At 42.6% G+C, this 17,959-nt stretch carries 17 protein-coding genes and 2 tRNA genes; 8 read left to right on the top strand and 11 right to left on the bottom strand.

What is annotated here, in order from left to right:
* Positions 1-3: 3 nt before the first annotated feature.
* Both FQ082_RS04525 and FQ082_RS04520 read left to right on the top strand, forming a co-directional pair.
* The gene (locus tag FQ082_RS04525; RefSeq protein ID WP_020443969.1) at positions 4-1,506 is read left to right on the top strand and encodes a tripartite tricarboxylate transporter permease; all 1,503 of its coding nucleotides are present in this window, start codon (positions 4-6) and stop codon (positions 1,504-1,506) included.
* A 273-nt stretch (positions 1,507-1,779) separates the two neighbouring features.
* On the top strand, positions 1,780-2,790 hold the full coding sequence (locus FQ082_RS04520) for a D-cysteine desulfhydrase family protein (protein WP_149492195.1): 1,011 nt from the start codon (positions 1,780-1,782) through the stop codon (positions 2,788-2,790).
* A gap of 207 nt (positions 2,791-2,997) precedes the next feature.
* Here FQ082_RS04520 and FQ082_RS04515 read toward each other — a convergent pair whose 3' ends face one another.
* The 4 genes from FQ082_RS04515 to FQ082_RS04500 form a co-directional block, all read right to left on the bottom strand.
* Positions 2,998-3,384 carry a DUF6122 family protein gene (locus tag FQ082_RS04515; RefSeq protein WP_149492194.1) on the bottom strand — a complete coding sequence of 129 codons (387 nt, stop codon included), beginning with the start codon at positions 3,382-3,384 and terminating at the stop codon, positions 2,998-3,000.
* A gap of 89 nt (positions 3,385-3,473) precedes the next feature.
* Positions 3,474-4,019 carry a DUF3124 domain-containing protein gene (locus tag FQ082_RS04510; RefSeq protein WP_149409190.1) on the bottom strand — a complete coding sequence of 182 codons (546 nt, stop codon included), beginning with the start codon at positions 4,017-4,019 and terminating at the stop codon, positions 3,474-3,476.
* 15 nt (positions 4,020-4,034) lie between these two features.
* Entirely contained in the window at positions 4,035-4,736 is a 702-nt protein-coding gene (locus tag FQ082_RS04505; RefSeq protein WP_149492193.1) for a potassium channel family protein, read from the bottom strand.
* Between the two features lie 50 nt (positions 4,737-4,786).
* Complete coding sequence (locus FQ082_RS04500; protein ID WP_149492192.1) at positions 4,787-6,547, bottom strand: TrkH family potassium uptake protein; 1,761 nt, start codon at positions 6,545-6,547, stop codon at positions 4,787-4,789.
* 291 nt (positions 6,548-6,838) lie between these two features.
* Between FQ082_RS04500 and FQ082_RS12985 the strand changes: the two genes are divergently transcribed.
* On the top strand, positions 6,839-7,006 hold the full coding sequence (locus FQ082_RS12985; protein WP_188018903.1) for a hypothetical protein: 168 nt from the start codon (positions 6,839-6,841) through the stop codon (positions 7,004-7,006).
* 117 nt (positions 7,007-7,123) lie between these two features.
* On the opposite strand, the gene FQ082_RS04495 is transcribed toward FQ082_RS12985, so the two are convergent.
* From FQ082_RS04495 to FQ082_RS04480, 4 genes are all read right to left on the bottom strand, one after another.
* Positions 7,124-7,864 (bottom strand): DUF305 domain-containing protein, encoded by a 741-nt coding sequence (locus tag FQ082_RS04495; RefSeq protein ID WP_149492191.1) that lies wholly within the window; start codon positions 7,862-7,864, stop codon positions 7,124-7,126.
* 59 nt (positions 7,865-7,923) lie between these two features.
* Complete coding sequence (locus tag FQ082_RS04490; RefSeq protein WP_149492190.1) at positions 7,924-8,568, bottom strand: DUF411 domain-containing protein; 645 nt, start codon at positions 8,566-8,568, stop codon at positions 7,924-7,926.
* Positions 8,569-8,696: 128 nt separating this feature from the next.
* Positions 8,697-9,647, bottom strand: coding sequence for a DMT family transporter (locus FQ082_RS04485; RefSeq protein ID WP_149492189.1), 951 nt, complete (start codon positions 9,645-9,647; stop codon positions 8,697-8,699).
* 43 nt (positions 9,648-9,690) lie between these two features.
* Positions 9,691-10,179, bottom strand: a complete 489-nt coding sequence (locus tag FQ082_RS04480; protein WP_133105038.1) for a M48 family metallopeptidase — start codon at positions 10,177-10,179, stop codon at positions 9,691-9,693.
* A gap of 312 nt (positions 10,180-10,491) precedes the next feature.
* Here FQ082_RS04480 and FQ082_RS04475 point away from each other — a divergent pair.
* The 3 genes from FQ082_RS04475 to FQ082_RS04465 all read left to right on the top strand — a co-directional run bounded on the left by FQ082_RS04475 (position 10,492) and on the right by FQ082_RS04465 (position 12,025).
* Positions 10,492-10,567 (top strand) — tRNA-Asn (locus FQ082_RS04475).
* A 193-nt stretch (positions 10,568-10,760) separates the two neighbouring features.
* Positions 10,761-11,090, top strand: a complete 330-nt coding sequence (locus tag FQ082_RS04470; protein ID WP_011514160.1) for a hypothetical protein — start codon at positions 10,761-10,763, stop codon at positions 11,088-11,090.
* 203 nt (positions 11,091-11,293) lie between these two features.
* The gene (locus FQ082_RS04465; protein ID WP_020443981.1) at positions 11,294-12,025 is read left to right on the top strand and encodes a hypothetical protein; all 732 of its coding nucleotides are present in this window, start codon (positions 11,294-11,296) and stop codon (positions 12,023-12,025) included.
* A 69-nt stretch (positions 12,026-12,094) separates the two neighbouring features.
* Here the strand turns inward: FQ082_RS04465 and FQ082_RS04460 are convergent.
* From FQ082_RS04460 to FQ082_RS04450, 3 genes are all read right to left on the bottom strand, one after another.
* Positions 12,095-12,185, bottom strand: a tRNA-Ser gene (locus FQ082_RS04460).
* A 92-nt stretch (positions 12,186-12,277) separates the two neighbouring features.
* The gene (locus FQ082_RS04455; protein WP_149492188.1) at positions 12,278-13,453 is read right to left on the bottom strand and encodes a type I glyceraldehyde-3-phosphate dehydrogenase; all 1,176 of its coding nucleotides are present in this window, start codon (positions 13,451-13,453) and stop codon (positions 12,278-12,280) included.
* A gap of 300 nt (positions 13,454-13,753) precedes the next feature.
* The gene (locus tag FQ082_RS04450) at positions 13,754-15,694 is read right to left on the bottom strand and encodes an AAA family ATPase (protein ID WP_149492187.1); all 1,941 of its coding nucleotides are present in this window, start codon (positions 15,692-15,694) and stop codon (positions 13,754-13,756) included.
* A gap of 283 nt (positions 15,695-15,977) precedes the next feature.
* On the opposite strand from FQ082_RS04450, the gene FQ082_RS04445 reads away from it, so the two are divergent.
* Together FQ082_RS04445 and FQ082_RS04440 are read left to right on the top strand one after the other, a co-directional pair.
* On the top strand, positions 15,978-17,504 hold the full coding sequence (locus FQ082_RS04445) for an aldehyde dehydrogenase family protein (RefSeq protein ID WP_149492186.1): 1,527 nt from the start codon (positions 15,978-15,980) through the stop codon (positions 17,502-17,504).
* 109 nt (positions 17,505-17,613) lie between these two features.
* Positions 17,614-17,940 (top strand): DUF779 domain-containing protein, encoded by a 327-nt coding sequence (locus FQ082_RS04440; RefSeq protein WP_020444032.1) that lies wholly within the window; start codon positions 17,614-17,616, stop codon positions 17,938-17,940.
* The last annotated feature ends 19 nt before the right edge of the window (positions 17,941-17,959 follow it).

The following is a 17,959-nucleotide window of genomic DNA, read 5'->3' as shown; positions in this document are numbered from 1 at the left end:
AATATGGATACTTTTGATTTTTTGATGCATGGCTTTGCCGTTGCATCTACCCCAAAAAACTTACTTCTTGCACTAATCGGGGCTTTTTTAGGTACGATTGTTGGCATGTTGCCGGGTCTTGGCCCGATTAATGGTGTAGCGATATTACTGCCATTTGCTTTTGCGCTTGGTTTACCGCCTGAGAGTGCGCTCATTCTGCTTGCAGCCGTGTATCTTGGTTGTGAATATGGTGGTCGTATTTCTGCCATTCTCATTAACGTACCCGGTGATGCCGGCGCCATTATGACGACTTTAGATGGCTATCCATTGGCAAAACAAGGCAAGGCTGGGATTGCACTGTCTTTATCTGCTGTCAGCTCTTTCGTTGGTGCCACTATCGCGACAATCGGCGTGGTGCTATTTGCGCCATTATTAGCCAAATGGGCAATCTCATTTGGACCTGCTGAATACTTTGTACTGATGGTATTTGCTATTACCTGCCTCAGTGGTTTGGTAGGTGATCAGCCAGTTAAGACGGGTATTGCCGCATTAATTGGTCTTGGTCTAGCAACCGTTGGTGTCGATGCAGTTACCGGTATTTATCGCTTTACTTTTGATTCGGTCAACCTATCTGATGGTATCCAATTTACTACCATTGTTATTGGTTTCTTTAGTGTGAGTGAAATTTTAATCTTGCTCGAAAAAACCACGACAGGTCATAAGGTTATTGAACAAGGTAAACGCAGTCTCTTAAACTTTAAAGAGTTTACTTTTGCTTTTGGAGCCATGCTACGCAGTGGTCTCATGGGCTTTGTCGTTGGTATCTTACCAGGTGCAGGCGCAACGATTGCCAGTGCCATGACTTATGCCAGTGAACGTAAAATCGCTGGTGATACCGGTACTTTTGGTGATGGTGATCTTCGCGGTGTTGCTTCGCCAGAAGCGGCAAATAATGCCTCAGCTTGTGGCTCATTTGTGCCAATGTTGACGCTAGGTGTGCCAGGTTCTGGTACGACAGCAGTCATGATGGGCGCATTGACGTTATATAATATTACGCCGGGTCCGCAGTTATTTACTGAGCAGCCTGATATTGTCTGGGGTCTGATTGCCTCATTATTTATCTGTAACGTGATTTTACTAATCATGAACATCCCTTTGGTGGGTCTGTTCGCTAAACTGCTTGATGTGCCGAACTACATCCTGATACCAGCCATTGCTGCGGTCAGTTTCGTTGGCGTATATTCTATCCATAGCACGACCTTTGACTTGGTATTTATGGTGGCACTTGGTGTATTTGGTTACTTTTTACGTAAACTAAACTTCCCCTTATCAGCGCTTATTTTGGGCTATGTATTGGGTGAGCTCATGGAGTCTAACTTAAGACGTGCCCTGTCTATCTCTCAAGGCGAGCTTAGTATCTTATGGAGCAGCCCTATCACAGTAGTGCTATGGTTGTTGGCTATTTTGATGGTATTCATGCCAGTCATACGTAGTATCTACCGTAGAAAATTTAAGCCAGCTATTTAGATTTCAACGACTCTGTTCTCGATATACTTCTCCGGTGGTGGTTATACTCTATGTATGACCACCATTTTTTTAAGTCAAACTAGTGGGCTGCCCCAGCCTTTACCAAGTCGCTTTTATACTCATATAAAAGTAAATAGCAGTAGCTAGCAAAGAACAAATCATTTTTATTGATATCCTATAATGATAGACAGTCTGCATGAATCAAATCATTATGATCGTTCAGATATTGTTTAAAAATATCTATAAATTGCCTTATATCAGAGAGGATGAATGATGCAAAATAAATCTATACCAAGCCTGCCGAGTATGAATCGGCAACCTTTAGGGTTTTTCCCAACGCCGTTGATTAAGCTGACCAGATTAAGCAAAGCACTCAATAGTCCTAAAATTTATATAAAACGCGATGACAATACGGGACTGGCATTGGGCGGTAATAAAACCAGAAAGCTTGAGTTTATTATCGGGGACGCCCTTGCTAAAGGTGCGGATACAATCGTGACAGCAGGTGCCGCGCAGTCAAACCATTGTCGCCAGACCGCAGCTGCCGCAGCCAGTTTGGGACTTGAATGCCATCTGGTTTTGGGTGGACAAGAACCAGAACAGTTGCAAGGCAATCTTTTACTGGATAAGATTTTTGGCTGCCATATCCACTGGGCAGGCAGCAACCGTAAAGGAGAAGACATTCCTGATATCGTAGAACAACTCAAAAAAGAAGGTAAGAAACCCTATATTGTCCCTTATGGCGGCTCAAGCGAGCTCGGTGCTTTTGCCTTTGTTGAAGCGTTTAAAGAGCTTGAATTACAACGTCAAGAGAGGGATATCTCATTCACGCATATCGTTTTTGCCTCCAGCTCCGGCGGGACACAAGCGGGCTTGATGCTGGGTAATAAAATCTTTGATTCACCCTATCAGATAGTAGGTATCAATATTGATAAAGGTGAAACCGATACGGTGCCGTTTGATCAGTATATTATCTCCCTCGCCAATAGCACGGCTGCATTGATTGGGGAAGATTACACCTTCTCAGAGTCAGATTTAGTGCTTAATTCTGATTATGTGGGAGACGGTTATGGAGTGATTGGTGCATTAGAAAATGAAGCCATTGCCATGACCGCGCAAATGGAAGGAATATTATTAGATCCTGTTTATACAGGGCGTGCGATGGGCGGACTACTCGATATGATTCGTACCGGTAAAATCAAAAAAACGGACAGTGTGTTGTTTTGGCATACTGGCGGTGCGCCCGCTTTATTTGCTTACGCTAGTGATTTAGCGGTATCTTAAAGCGGTCGTTAGTCTGTTTAACACCACCAAAAGGTCGGCTAATTAAGGCTAGCCGACCTTTTTATCATCCTCTCAAGCATTATAAAATCTAAACTTTGATTTTTAGATAACACCACCATCGGTATTTTATTCGCACAGTCGTTATCTACCTCAAAGAATGACACTCTTGCTTAATTTTTTAACTGAGCGGTTGTCTGCTTAAAAATGCTATCTAAACTTATCTGCTAACCATATTACCAGTTCACGAGCAGGCGCATTATCGAACGCTTGGGGAATGTGAGAATACGTCATGACGCAGTCGTTTAGGTCAGTTAGTATATGTAATAATAAGCCCAAACCAATGATTTTATAAGGCTTAGGTAGCAGTAACATACTCACATATACTGCCATTGCATAATAGGTATGCAGTGGATGGAAGTTGATACTACAGCGATTAGGCGAGAATATGGGCGTCGCTAGCAGATGATCCAAATCAACCAGCATAGTAACCAGCAGTATTAGATAGGCTTTTTTGTAATCATTACGGAAAAATACATACGCAACGATCAAAGGCATGCCTAAATGAAAAAAGTAGTGAATCAACGTTTGCGTCATTGTCTGCTCGCCTATCTGATAGTAACCACAAATTTTTCAAATTTACTTTATTTGATGCTTGGTAAAATCGATCTGCTGACATACATTTATCAATGCACAACAGGCGTACCCTCCGTGCTAAAAGCAAAGCCTTTATTGCTAAAATTACCAATCATGACCGCCTCAATGACAGGCGTAACGGTGTCGTCCACCCCTTCTACTTCAATGATAAAGTTGGCACCAGAACCCCCTTTATCCTCTTCTTTTTCGACAATATAATTTAGAGTTGCCATCGCTGGCAGCTCAATAGGAGCTCTTAAGTAGGACTTTACTAAGGCACCATCAGTATCATAATAATCAATTTTATTAATATACAATGATTTTTTTAACGTGGTATTACGCACGCTGAGTGTTGCCGAAAGCAATACTTTGCGATTGTCTCTATCAGTATAAATGTCCGAATATATGGGCACATAAAACGTTTGTTTGTAGCCAAACTGGCTATGATCCGTTTCTTTTGACGTTTTTTCCAGCTCTTGAATTGGGTCCTTATGCTTCTCTGAAAACATCACATTTGGATCTTGTATAGACCGATCACAGCCTGAAAACAATATCAGGGCAGTCAGACATAGCATAGATACTCGATATTTTCTCATGACCTCTTTCCTTATTTAACGGGCTTTAACCCCAACACTACGTAAAAACTTATTAATATGTTCATTAGCACCATAAATGACCAGTACATCATTATCTTGTAGTACTTGTTCAGGTGATGCCAAGCCTTGTATATTTGGTTTGGTTTGCATACGACCGAAGCTGTCTTCATAGTGCTCATAACGCATGGTGCTGAGCAATTTGATACTAAATCGGTGTTCAAGCTGTAGCTCGCCGATGGTTCTACCTATCAAATCAGTAGGAATACTAATCTCGACAATACTAAAGTTGTCACTTAACTCGAACGAGTCTACAAAATAACGCAAGGACAGCCGTTTTGCCCAGCGCATTGCCGCCTCTTTCTCAGGATGAAAAATATCATCAACCCCAATCGCTTGTAGGACTTTTTCGTGTAGTGGATTGATACTACGACTGATCAAACGTCGCGCTTTTAGCGTTTTAAAAAGCGCTGTCGCCATGACATTGGCACCTTGGTCTTCACCAATAGCTACCACGACAATATCGGTGTCTTTAATCGGTAGACCATTGACCGTATATTCATCGGTCGCATCCATACAGATGGTATGAGTAATCACTTCTTTATAGGTTTCAACCTTTTGCATACTGCTATCGATAGCAATGACCTCATGACCTTGACTGGTCAGCGCCATACCAAGCGAAGAGCCAAAACTGCCCAAACCTGCGATAATGAATTTCATAATACTCCTTGTCACTCACTTCTATACTATAGTGGTAGTGATGGGACGGGTTAGTTAATAGTAATCGCTTCCGTTGGATAACGGTAGTTACGCTCATGTCTATTTTTGAGTAAGGCAATAAAAATCGTCAGCATACTGACACGTCCAACAAACATAATGAATGACACCACAAGCTTGCTAAAAGTAGACAGCTCCGTGGTCAGATTTAAGCTTAATCCCACCGTGCTATAAGCTGAAAAACACTCAAATATCACTTTAATCAAATCAAGCTCAGGCTGATCATAACTGATCAAAGTCACGCCCAGCCCAATGACCAACAAGGACAGCCACATAACAGAAAACGCACGGCGAATCGAGTTATCTGCAATTTCGCGTTTGAACACTTCAACTTTGGTCTGTCCACGTGCCAAACTCAACGTATTTAGGAAAGCAATGGCAAAGGTGCTGGTTTTAATACCACCACCAGTAGAGTTTGGAGATGCCCCAATCCACATCAAAAAAATGGTCAGCATGATGGTTGGAAAAGCCAAGGCATTCATATCGATATTGTTAAAGCCTGCGGTTCGCGGTGTCGCAGCAGTAAAAAGACCTGCTACCAGCTTGCCATACCAACTGCTGTGCTCAGCCAACACACCATGATATTCAAACATCATCACCCCAATCAGCCCTACTAACAGCAAAGCGCCAGAGGTGATTAAAGTGATCCGACTATTGATACTCAACAGCCACGGCTGGTAGGCATAGCGCTGTCCATCACGACACAGCGCTCTTTGCATACGGTGACGCAGATAACGGAGCAAGTTAACGACAATCAAAAAGCCCATACCGCCAAATAAAAAGGTAATACTGATAATCAGCTGTAAAGGATAATTAAAGCGCAGTGATTCATCGTATAACCCCGCACTAAAAGTAGAGAATCCAGCATTACAGAATGCCGAAACGGCATGAAATATAGAGAAGAATAAACGCTCAAATATGCTCATGCCTGCCAAATCATAAACACTTATATAAATCAGTATTGCTGCCAATGCCTCAATACCAAAGGTGACATATAAAATAGACTTTAAGGTTGTTACCATGTCGCCCATACGTGGCGAATATGTCATCTCACTGATACTAAGCTGGGTCTCGTAACTGATACCACCCTTAAAGAAGTAGCTAAAATAAGTCACGAAAGTTAGGATGCCAAGACCACCAATTTGGATAAGACCTAGGATAATCACTTGCCCAAAGGTAGTGAAATGGGTTGCGGTATCGACGACGATGAGCCCCGTCACACAGACGGCGCTGGTCGCGGTAAATAAGGCATCTATAAAGGAGATGGGTTGATTTGTAGCATTTGGCATCATCAGCAATAATGATCCGACCAGTATCACTGATAAAAAACTTAAGATAAAAAATTGACCGGGGTTCAAAAAGGCTCGGTTAAGACTAAAATTATTATCTGATATTTCACGGATGAAAGTGACTAGTACGGCAATCTTGATGGCAATAAAACCATCAGCGGGCGTAGACAATCCCGATTGAAACAATTCAGTAAAATGTAGGACGAGCAAGATTAAAATGGCAATGCTGGTCAGCAAATCAAAGACAGCTACTTTATTGACCGTCAGGCGTATTTTTGGACGTATATAACGTCTTAACGTAGTGAAAAAACTGAGTAAAATGATACTCATATAAAACAGGTGAAATACTTGTTGTAACCATGCGGACAATGTAAAACCACTGTCAATTAAGGCAACACCGACACCAATAAGGCTTATTACAACGATAAATTTATTTAATAACCGATACGGTATGCCCACATACATAGCTTAGGTCCAGAAAAGGAATAACCAGAATACTTATACTCCTTTTTTCTGTCATATACTAAGCGTGGTTTTAGATAATCGTAACCAGTTATGTGTTCTAACATCAGCCACTACAATATTTGTCATAGTTACTTATCTAGTGGTTACTTTAACAACATTGTCTCTACCGTTTTATCAGCAGAGCTCCTATGTTAACGGGCACTATTTATTATAATGTATTAACAATAAAACCACTGATTGCGGTAGCGATTATTGCCAGACTGAATAAACGATCAAGGAAGAGGATTTGTTATGAAAATGACTTCTAAAGATAGCGTACACTCATTGATACCGACCATCCACTATAATACTGGCTGTACCTGCCCAAAGTGCGGCTGTAGCGCGGCATCAACTTGTGATAAATGTGATCGCTGTTCGAAATGCTGTGAGTGTGGTGAAAAGCAGTCATTCTTACCATAGCCTTTTGAGCTACTGACATCGAAAAAGCAGCCTTTAGAGGCTGCTTTTTTGTACTTCGAATTGCAAAATACTTAGTAAATAAAGGGTCTACATTATATTAAGGTTTAGGTGTTAAATTTAACTTTTATTTGCTGCAATCCAGCTTTGCATCTGCTCAATCTCTGGCTGTTGTGCATCGATGATTTCTTGCGCCAGCTTACGCATCTCAGGATTTTTACCATATTTAAGCTGCGTTGCTGCCATATCGACTGCCCCAACATGATGAAGTAACATGCCACGAGCAAAAGCCATATCTGGTGTTGGATCGGCAATGGCTGCCATCATGTCACCATGCATCGCATCCATACCCTTAGCATAAGCTTGCTGCATGGCTTTGGTATCCGCTGTTGGCGTTTTGGCATCAGGATTGTTGGCGAGCCATGTTTTCATCTGCTCAATCTCAGGCTGCTGGGCGTCGATTATTTCTTGCGCCAGTTTACGCATCTCTGTATCGGTGCCGTATTTTAATTCAATCTCTGCCATATCTACCGCGCCAACATGATGAGCAAACATGCCTTGAGCAAATGCTGCATCTGGATCGTTATAATCCATGCCAATCATCATCTCTTCATGCATCTTGGTCATTGAGTCAGTGTAATCTTTCAGCATAGCTGCCATTGGTGTGCCGTCAGCGACCATAGTGCCTGCACTCATATCATGACCCGCATGCGGGTCTGCTGCAGTATTTTCTTGTACAGCCTTTTGCGATGCAGCATCTTCTGTGGCAGTCACGTCAACCTTATCATTGGCTGGTTGACAGGCACTTACTGCCAATAGGACACTAGTAGCGAGAGCAAAGGTGCTTAATTTATTATTCATGGTACCGCCTTGGCTAATAACGATTTAATTTAGGTATTACAAAGCAAAAAAGCGCTAGCTTATAGCTGTTGCTCGGTTGAGAGAATATCAGCATAGACCTCAGTAGTACCATCTTTATTAAGCTGCATAATCTGATAAGGCGCAAATTTATTTTGATACTCCATACCTGGACTACCAACTGGCATACCAGGTACCGCAAGACCTAGGGCTTGTACTGGTGGGTTTTCTAAAAACTGCGCCACATATTTGGCTGGTACATGACCTTCAAAGACGTAACCATCGGTTGTGACAGCAGTATGGCAAGAGCGCATCTCAGTTGGTACGCCGTAGCGCTCTTTAAATAATGCCAAATCCGTAACATCGTGCGCAATGGCGCTCAGACCATTGTCTTCTGCATGACTTATCCAGTCTTTACAGCAGCCGCAATTGGCATCTTTGTAGACCGTTGCTGAGACGTTTTTTAATAAATCTGGATTGCTGGCTGGCGTTGTTATTGCCGATTCCGTTTGAGCGTTTGATTCAGCAACATTTGCGGTGACTGCTGCGCCATTGTCATTTTGTAAGGAGCTTGCACTGGACGCGCTACTGTCAGGTTGGCTACAGGCGAATAAGGCGGATGCAGCAACTAACCACACGGTACTTTGCAAGAGTTTATAAGAATGACGTTTGAAGGTAGGGCTAGAATTGGATATAAAGGCGTTCATAATGCAATCTCATGTATTTTTTGCATTATACCAAATAACACTTAGGCTCAATCAAGACAGGCAGGCGTTTAACATAGCGACTTTAACAAAACATGACATTCAGATAACAATGCTGGCAGGTTGGCATATCATTCACTTACTGACCCTTGCTCTGCTCTCATCATCTTTACACCACCATAAGTGACCAATATTACGCCAAGTGCGATCAATGAAGCACCTAAAATCAGCCCTTCTGGTGGGCTTTCATTTTGTAAAAAAATAGCAATTGGCACACCGACTACCGCCCCTACTGCCCCTAATAAGCTCAGCAGCACAGGACCGCCCGTTTTTTGCAGTAAAAACAACAGTAAAAACTGCGCAGCGAATACAAATGCTTGTAGCACAATTAAACCAAGTGGTAAAAGCGCTGTCATCGGAACCGCTAAAGAGTAATGAGGAACGATACTGACCAAAGCTAGCAATCCGGATGCAGCAATCAGCATACCAGGCGCAAGCGCACTAGCAGAGAGATTGTCTGGCCAATATAGCGTCCGATAAATATTACCAATGGCAAGCAAAACAGGACCACAAAGCGTCAAGACGATCCAAAACACACTGGCATCTGGCGCAGAAAACTTACGTGCTGCCAATACGCCCGCTCCCGCAAGTGCCGCGATCACACCAAGTGCGCGAAGCTTAGTAAATGGCTCTATACGCAACACGATGGCGGCAAAATAAGTAAGCAGCGGCGGCAAGGAGATAATCAAAGCGACAAAACTTGCGCCAACGTGTGGAATCGCTGAGAAAAATATTAAATTGGAACCTGCAACACTGACCAATGCTGCAACAAAATAATAGCTGAGGATAGGTTTATTTAAAGGCGGTAGCTCATGACGCAGCAGTGCATAAACAAGTAAAATAACTGCAGCACCTGTAATAGACCAAAACAGAAATGCCAGTGGCGTCAGACCAATCTCGCCTGCATATTTTGCCAAATTAGTAGAAATGCCGATTAAAGCGCCGCCAGCGAGCAGACATAGCAGAGGAAGGAACCATGTTTGCTTATGGCCTAAAGTCCCTTGTTGCGCTGACGACACCATAGCTTATCCTATTCATCCACCTTATTATGCCAACCACGATAGATTAGCATTCGCGCCATTGCAACCACAAACGCGTATCCAGCTCCAACTGATGATAATCAGGCTCCATATGACAGCACAGCTGATAGAATGCTTTGTTATGCTCCTGCTCCTTAAAGTGCGCCAACTCATGAACAACAATCATCCGCAAAAACTCAGGTGGTGCCTCTTTGAATAAGCTTGCGACCGTAATGCTATTATGCGCCTTAAGCTTGCTGCCTTGCACGCGAGACTGATAAGTATGAATACCCAAAGCATGTTTGAGCACGGTGAGCTTACTGTTATAAGTCACTTGAGACAATGGATTGCTTTTGCGCATATACTGATTTTTTATGTCATTAATATAGTGATATAACGCTTTGTCGCTTTGGATTTGGTGTCTCTCGGGATAGTTTTTATCCAAATAATCGCCCAGTTTGCCACTACTAATCAACATGGCAGCTTGATTTTGGATGTTCTCAGAATAATGAGCAATATATTTTAAGGTGGTCACTGCTTTTGTCCTTTATCTTTAGGCGCGATATTTATCTATATCAATTATACGGTAAGGATATTTTTTGCTTTAATAGTTTGCTCAAATAGATAGTGGTTGTTCTATTATTGAGTCATCAACATGTTATTAAAGTAGATAAAATAATGGTGTTATGGTCGATATTTAGACAATTATGATTAGATTTATAATTAATCTCATAATAAGGTTGACAGCTCATGACTACTTGGCTAAAATGTGCCCCACATAACGCAAACAAGACAAGCAATTGGGCATATTAAAGCCTTTGTAAAACTTGATGTTATTACCAATTATTCTCCAATAGCTCAGTTGGTAGAGCAACGGACTGTTAATCCGTGTGTCCCTGGTTCGAGCCCAGGTTGGAGAGCCATATACGAAAAAACCTTCATCACTTATTTGATGGAGGTTTTTTTTGCTTCGCATTTACTAACACATCATTAATATGGCTATTAATGCAGCTTCGGTGTTCTTTTGGGGACTTTTGTTGTATGGTAAGGGTAGATATGACTAAGTCAGTTTTGCCTGAGTGCTTTATTCCTACTCACTAATAGTAATGGTTTATTATGATACCTGCACGTATAAAAAATAAGTTTTCTGATCATCCGCAAAAAATCATGCGCCCTATCAGTATTCGCCTCTCTGAAGAGATGATTGAGCTTTTAACGGCGACCGCATCAGAGCTTGGATTTAAGCGTATTCAAGGCTTGATTCGCCTATATATCCGTCAAGGTCTTGATCGTGACCATCAAGACTATACGCTTGCCCATGATGAAGTTTTTATTGAGACATTACGCAAAAAAGGCGTGAGCCAGCGTATTATTGATGAGGCGATTGTGGTGACTCACAATAACAATATCACCCATTCATTGTCTGATCTGCAAGAAAATAAATAGCAGTAGCATTTGAGTGTTTAACCGCTTGAGTAGCTAATATTCGAAGCCTTAATAAAGACTAAGTTAACCTAACGGTGCTTGGTCTTTTTTTGCGATTGATAATACTGTACTCACCTTTATTTAGCGATAAATAAACATACACAACTGTGAGATACAATACATTAAGATAACAACTATCACGGCTCATATGGAGGTATCAGATAATGGGTTTATACAAACGTTTAAATAAAGTTGTGTTATTGACTGTGAGCTTGGGGCTGTTTCCTGCCCTGTACGGTTGCTCGCAGCCGCAAGTAGATCCTAGCCAGCAAACCATACCGACCAACTCTGATCAGTGGCAAAAGACACTGGGCGATACCTTTGAGCGTCTACCTGAAGCAGATAGAAAGCTGCTAAGTCGTTATATGCTACGTATGAAGCTCAGTAGCGCCTATGAATCAGGCGCGATGCCGCGTATTACTATTAAACAAGCTTTGATCCAACAGCGCGAATATGAGCGCCTACATCCAAACAACCCAACGGGTAAGAAAAGTCCCATTGTAACCAGTCAAAAGCTCGAAACTGCCAATCACCTCAACTATCCTGTTGCCCTATTGCCAGTCAAAACCAGCGATAGTGATAGCTTAAACCAAGTCAAGCTACAATTTATGCTGTCAAATCATGGCAAAGTAGCTATCGAAAGTTTTCAAGGTACTCTCACGATGAAAGAGAAACGTTTGACCAAAAGTAAACGCTTCAATGTGCCATTAACCCAGTTTGAGCCACCTATCGCTCCAGAACAATCTGGTAAGATAATCATTGAGAGCAGTATCGAAGACATCAATGTTATGCGTGCTATTAAAAATAACACAGGAGTGAGCATTGAGATCACTGAGGGTAAAATGATATTAGCGGATGGGCAGGAAATCGAGTTTGACGAGTTACTAGCCAAATAAAACAAAGGTTTTAAAATCTATAGCAATATAAAAAATCCCCAATCATTGCTGATTGGGGATTTTCGAATTTGGCGGAGACGGAGAGATTCGAACTCTCGAAGGGCTATTAACCCTTGTCGGTTTTCAAGACCGGTGCATTCAACCGCTCTGCCACGTCTCCATTTGTGCATCATTATAGCGATCTGAAATGAGAATGCAAGCAGTTATGTCAAAAAATTTAAATTATTTTTTAAACGGCTTATAATCATGAGTCTAAAGCTTGTTTGAAGCAAGATGCAAGCACATATCAAGCATGCGATTGGCATAGCCCCATTCATTGTCGTACCAAGCAAAAACCTTGTATTGATTGCCGACTTGCATCAGTTGTTGCCCATCTATAATCAATGATTCAGTCTGATGGATAAAGTCACTTGAGACTAGCGGTTCGTCCGTATAGTCCATGATCGTCGCTAAATGCGCCTGACTCGCTGATTTTAAAACGTCACGTATTGCTTCAATACTGACATTTGGCGTCTCAAATACAAACGTCACATCAATAGCGGCGACATCAATAGTTGGCACTCTTATTGAATGACCATTTATCTTGCCCACCATATTTGGTAACACGCGTTCCGTAGCAGCGATACTGCTGGAAGTCGTCGGAATGATATTATAACCAGAGGCGCGCGCACGCCTTAGGTCACGGTGCGCTTGGTCAAGTACGGTTTGATCAGCCGTCACTGCATGAATCTCAGTCATCATCGCCGACTCAACGCCAAACGCCTTATCAAGGGTATCAATAAGCGGTACGAGCGCCTGAGTGGTACAAGAGACGCTAGAGATGATAGGCAGATCACGCGTCAAAGCATCGCTATTGACGCCCATCACGATACAAGCATCGACATGGTCAAAGGGTGCGGCACCGATAATCACTTGTTTGGCACCCGCCTCTATGTGCAAGTTTGCCTGCTCATATGAGCGATAGTGTCCGGTGCACTCAAGCACCACATCGACCTGCAACTCTTTCCATGGCAGTGTCTCTGGGTTTTCTCTTGATAATAAACGAATGCAGTAAGTAAGATTATTTTTGGTCAAGCACAGCTGAATATCATTTTTTGCTGTCGCACAGGGCTTTTGCTGACGATCGGTGAAGCCATCTTGTACGATATCCGCTGTCACGCCAAGCTGGCTCAAACGCCCATGTGTGCTATCGAACCTCAGTAAATGTAATAAGGTTTCGGCAGGGGCCAAATCATTAATCGCGACCACATGAATAGCACGTCCTAGCACCTCAAAGCGCTCTAATAACGCACGCAATACATTGCGACCAATACGACCAAAACCATTGATAGCCACTCTCAAAGGCTGAGTCTGGTCACTGGTCGTATGAAACCCTGCTGTAGCAGGATTAGACGTCAAATGGTAGGTAGCACTAGAAAAATCAGGCATAACAAGTTATCGCTGTAATAGAAATAAAAAATGAAGGCTTAAATTGAATGCCATCGGCTGATCAAAAAAGCGCCACGCAAAATATAGTCGTTTGCGAATAAAATAAATACAAATGTTATAAGGTACTACTGGGGTTAATTTTTCTTGCTTGCTGTGCCTACGCAGACAGAGGCTGCGAATAATTAACCCCAGTAGCTCTGCACCCTTTTAAAATTGAATTAACTATATAGGCAGTCGCGAATAAAACAGTTGCAGATAAAAGAGTCATCTTTTAAAAAGTTATTTATGACTTCAGAATGACTACGGAGTAATAAATATCAATGCCAAACGAATGGTATTGTAATCAGCGCTTTGTTTTAAATGCTCAAATATCGGACGCAGCTTAATACTACCATCATCATTAAAATCATTTGGGTTATTAGCAACTTTAATCGCCACATAGGCATTACCCACTGCCGTCATAACCTCATCTTCTGGACGCAAATGATCACAAGCGAGGCTAGGGTCTTGAGATTTCAGCTCAGCAATATGGCGCATAATGGTAGACTGTGACAGCTGCCGTGCTTGCGATATTTCCGCGATAGATAAACTTTCTTCAAGAAGTATTCGTGTGGCAAGTAAGGTACTGTCTGACTTATCAGACACTTGATTGCCAAGTTTCTGCTTTTTGTCTATTTGTGCTTGATTTTGTTCACGGCGCTTTGTCTGTAGGTTTGCGTAGGCGTCAATCACTGACTTGCTTAATGTACCGCCGGACTTTAGAATGAACTTCTCATGCGCCTGTGTCATGCTCTCTTCATCAAGCATTGCATAATTGGCATCCGCTTCATCAGACAGCACTAAAAAGCGCTTATCTGCACCGCGTGCCAAAGGATCAAGCTGCAAGCTCATTTCATTCATACCGAGCAACTGCAGACCTGCCAGCGATTTTAACCGTGATAATGCCACATATCCTTGCCCAAGCTCAAAGGTACGTGACAAGTCAATCTCAGCAGCTTCAAGCGTCATACCTTGCGACTTATGAATGGTAATCGCCCAAGCTAGACATAATGGCACTTGCTCATAGCTTGCCAGCACATCGCCCGTCTCGTCCTCGATAATCCATTCTTCTGGCTCAGCGATAACCTCACGCCCAGTATTTAACCTAACCACTGGCATTTTTTGTGTCGTCGGCTTTTTAATTTTTGCTTTATCTTTTTTGGCTTTTTCTTTTGCGCTTTTGGCAGTCTGCTTATCGCTACCAACATCACTGTCTTTATCGCTACCAATATCATCGTCTTCGATTAAATCGTCACTACTTTCTTTGCTATCATCAATTTTGACAGCAGCAAAGCCAATAAGCTCACCCATCGTACCGTTAGACACGCCAAGCTCAGTATTGTTTTTAATAAACATCACCTTTGAACCAACTTTTAGTACCAAGTCATCTTGAGTACGAACCGTCTTTTTTAGTGTCTCAACTAGTTTACTATCGCCAACAGATGTGGCTTCAAAGCGCATCATCTCACCAGATAAGTCAGCAAGCTCTTTATCATTGATTTTATTGACGTTGAGATTGTGGGTATAAAGGCGCGTGCGCTTGATATCAACGTTTTGATCAAAGGTAGCTTCTAAGGCAGCAATCGCCTCAAAAGTCACTTCCTGACGACGGATTTGATTGAGAATATCGTCCAAATCAAGCCCGCCATTCGCCGCTTCACTGACCTGCCGATGTTGCTCAGATAAGTAGCAGATGTGAAACTTGGCATCGAGCCAAGCTTCCGACATAAAAGCAAACTTCTCACGATTACTCTCACCCTTACTGCCAATCGGTGGTAACTGAAAAAAGTCTCCTGCAACAACGACTTGGATACCACCAAAAGCTTTGTCATTTTTGCGTACATGCTTAAGCACTTGGCTGACCAAATTAATCTGCTTGGCATGCAGCATGGATATCTCATCGATGATAAGTACCGCAGTATCTTTTAATCGGTCTGCCAAAAACTGCTTACGTGATAAATTGGTCAAGTCGCGGTCAGACAGTTCATCCTTAATACCAATGCCCGACCAACTATGGATCGTCGTGCCATTCATATGAGTGGCGGCAATGCCTGTACTCGCGGTCACAGCAACAGGTACCCGACGCGCGCGTAGATAATCAATATATTGGTTAAGTGTATAAGTCTTACCTGAACCTGCTGAGCCCGTCAAAAAGACGTTTTGACCTGTTTTTAAAATATCAAGAGCAGAAGATTGACGCATATATCCAAACCAACCAAGAGTATAAGAAAGAAAGCTGACAGGATTAAATTCATAACCATGACGAGCTAAAAGTATTTGACCTTAATTATAACAGCTACATCCATTTTGCGAACCACTTTAACCGTCCTACCTCGCATAACTTTAAGTTATGTGATACAAAGCATATCATTATAAAAAGTCATTATCGCTTGGAGCCAAAGCTCAGTACGATAGAGTCATAGCTTGGTCGGGATGACCAAGTATTTATGTTAAAACAACCATAATACACAACAAGGAATCGTTCATGTTATACGCTTATCCCAATACTGAAAACAGTCCCGTCCAATTCCGCGAAAAATATGATAACTTTATCAATGGTGAGTGGGTCGCGCCAATCGATGGCGAGTACTTTGACAACTCAAGTCCAATCGACGGTAAAACCTTCTGCCAAATCGCACGCTCAAAAGAAGCAGATGTCGAAGCAGCGCTAGATGCGGCTCATGCTGCCAAAGACGCATGGGGCAAAACCAGTGTCACTGAACGCTCTAATATGTTACTTAAACTTGCCGACGGTATCGAAGCCAATTTAGAGGCTATCGCTATAGCCGAAAGCTATGAAAACGGTAAACCAGTACGTGAAACTCTAGCCGCAGATATTCCAATCGCCATTGACCATTTGCGTTACTTCGCTGGTGTGATTCGCGCGCAAGAAGGCGGCATTAGCCAAATTGATGAAGATACGGTCGCCTATCATTTTCATGAGCCACTTGGCGTCGTCGGTCAAATCATTCCTTGGAACTTCCCTATTCTAATGGCAATTTGGAAAATTGCTCCTGCTCTTGCAGCGGGTAACTGTGTCGTTCTTAAGCCTGCCGAGCAAACGCCTGCTTCTGTTTTGTATATGCTTGATTTAATAGGCGCGGCGGATATTCTTCCTAAAGGTGTTCTTAACGTCATTAACGGCTTTGGTGTTGAAGCTGGTAAGCCAATTGCTTCTAACCCACGTATCGATAAAGTGTCCTTTACGGGTGAGACCACCACTGGTCGCTTAATTATGCAATATGCCAGTGAAAATATCATTCCGGTGACTCTAGAGCTGGGTGGAAAAAGTCCAAACATCTTCTTTGCTGATATCATGGATGAAGACGATGACTTTTTAGACAAAGCCGTCGAAGGTTTGGTCATGTTTGCGCTAAACCAAGGCGAAGTTTGTACTTGCCCATCACGCGCGCTCGTACACGAAAGCATCTATGATGAATTTATGAAACGCTGTATCGCTCGCGTAAAAGCTATCAAAATGGGCAACCCGCTTGATACCGACACCATGATTGGCGCACAAGCCAGCTCAGATCAGCTAGAAAAAATCTTATCTTATCTCGATATCGGTAAAAAAGAAGGCGCAAAAGTCCTTGTTGGCGGTGAGCTTGCCAAACATGATGGCGATATGGCAAACGGTTACTATGTACAGCCCACCATCTTTGAGGGCACCAATGATATGCGCGTGTTCCAAGAAGAAATCTTTGGTCCTGTGCTTGCTGTCACTACGTTTAAAGACGATGAAGAAGCGATGGCGCTTGCCAATGATACTTTATATGGTCTTGGTGCTGGTGTCTGGACGCGTAATGGCACTCGCGCATATCGTTTCGGTCGTGGCATTAAAGCCGGTCGCGTTTGGACCAACTGCTATCACCTCTATCCTGCGCATTCAGCGTTTGGCGGCTACAAACAGTCAGGTATTGGTCGTGAAAACCATCTGATGATGCTAGATCATTATCAGCAGACCAAAAACATGCTGGTATCATACAGTCCTAAAGCGATGGGCTTCTTTTAATCTAAAAACATGTACTGATTTTAGATAAATAAATGCAATCTATCGTAAGGTAGATTGCATTTTTGCTTTAGCAAAGCATGAGCTATCCATAAATGATAAGGAAATTACTATGAATGTCACGGCGACAGAATCCTGTAAAGAGCTAATCGAACTATTAAAATCCAAGCATGGCGAATTGATGTTTCATCTATCAGGAGGCTGCTGCGATGGCAGCTCACCGATGTGTTATCCATTGGGCGAATTTAAAGTGGGCGGACAAGATGTGCTGGTCGGTGAGCTCAGCGGCTGTCCGTTTTACATGGGCAAACCTCAATACAAATTGTGGCAACATACCGATCTGACCATTGATGTTGTCAATGGGCGTGGTGCCAGTTTTTCACTTGAGATACCGGAGGGTAAACGCTTTATCGTCCGCTCAGAAGTCTGTGCGGTCTAACATTTAATAATAGACAGTA

It is taken from the genome of Psychrobacter sp. ANT_H56B (assembly GCF_008369245.1).
Taxonomy (GTDB): Bacteria; Pseudomonadota; Gammaproteobacteria; order Pseudomonadales; family Moraxellaceae; genus Psychrobacter; species Psychrobacter cryohalolentis.
This window is presented reverse-complemented; position numbering and strand designations above follow the sequence as displayed.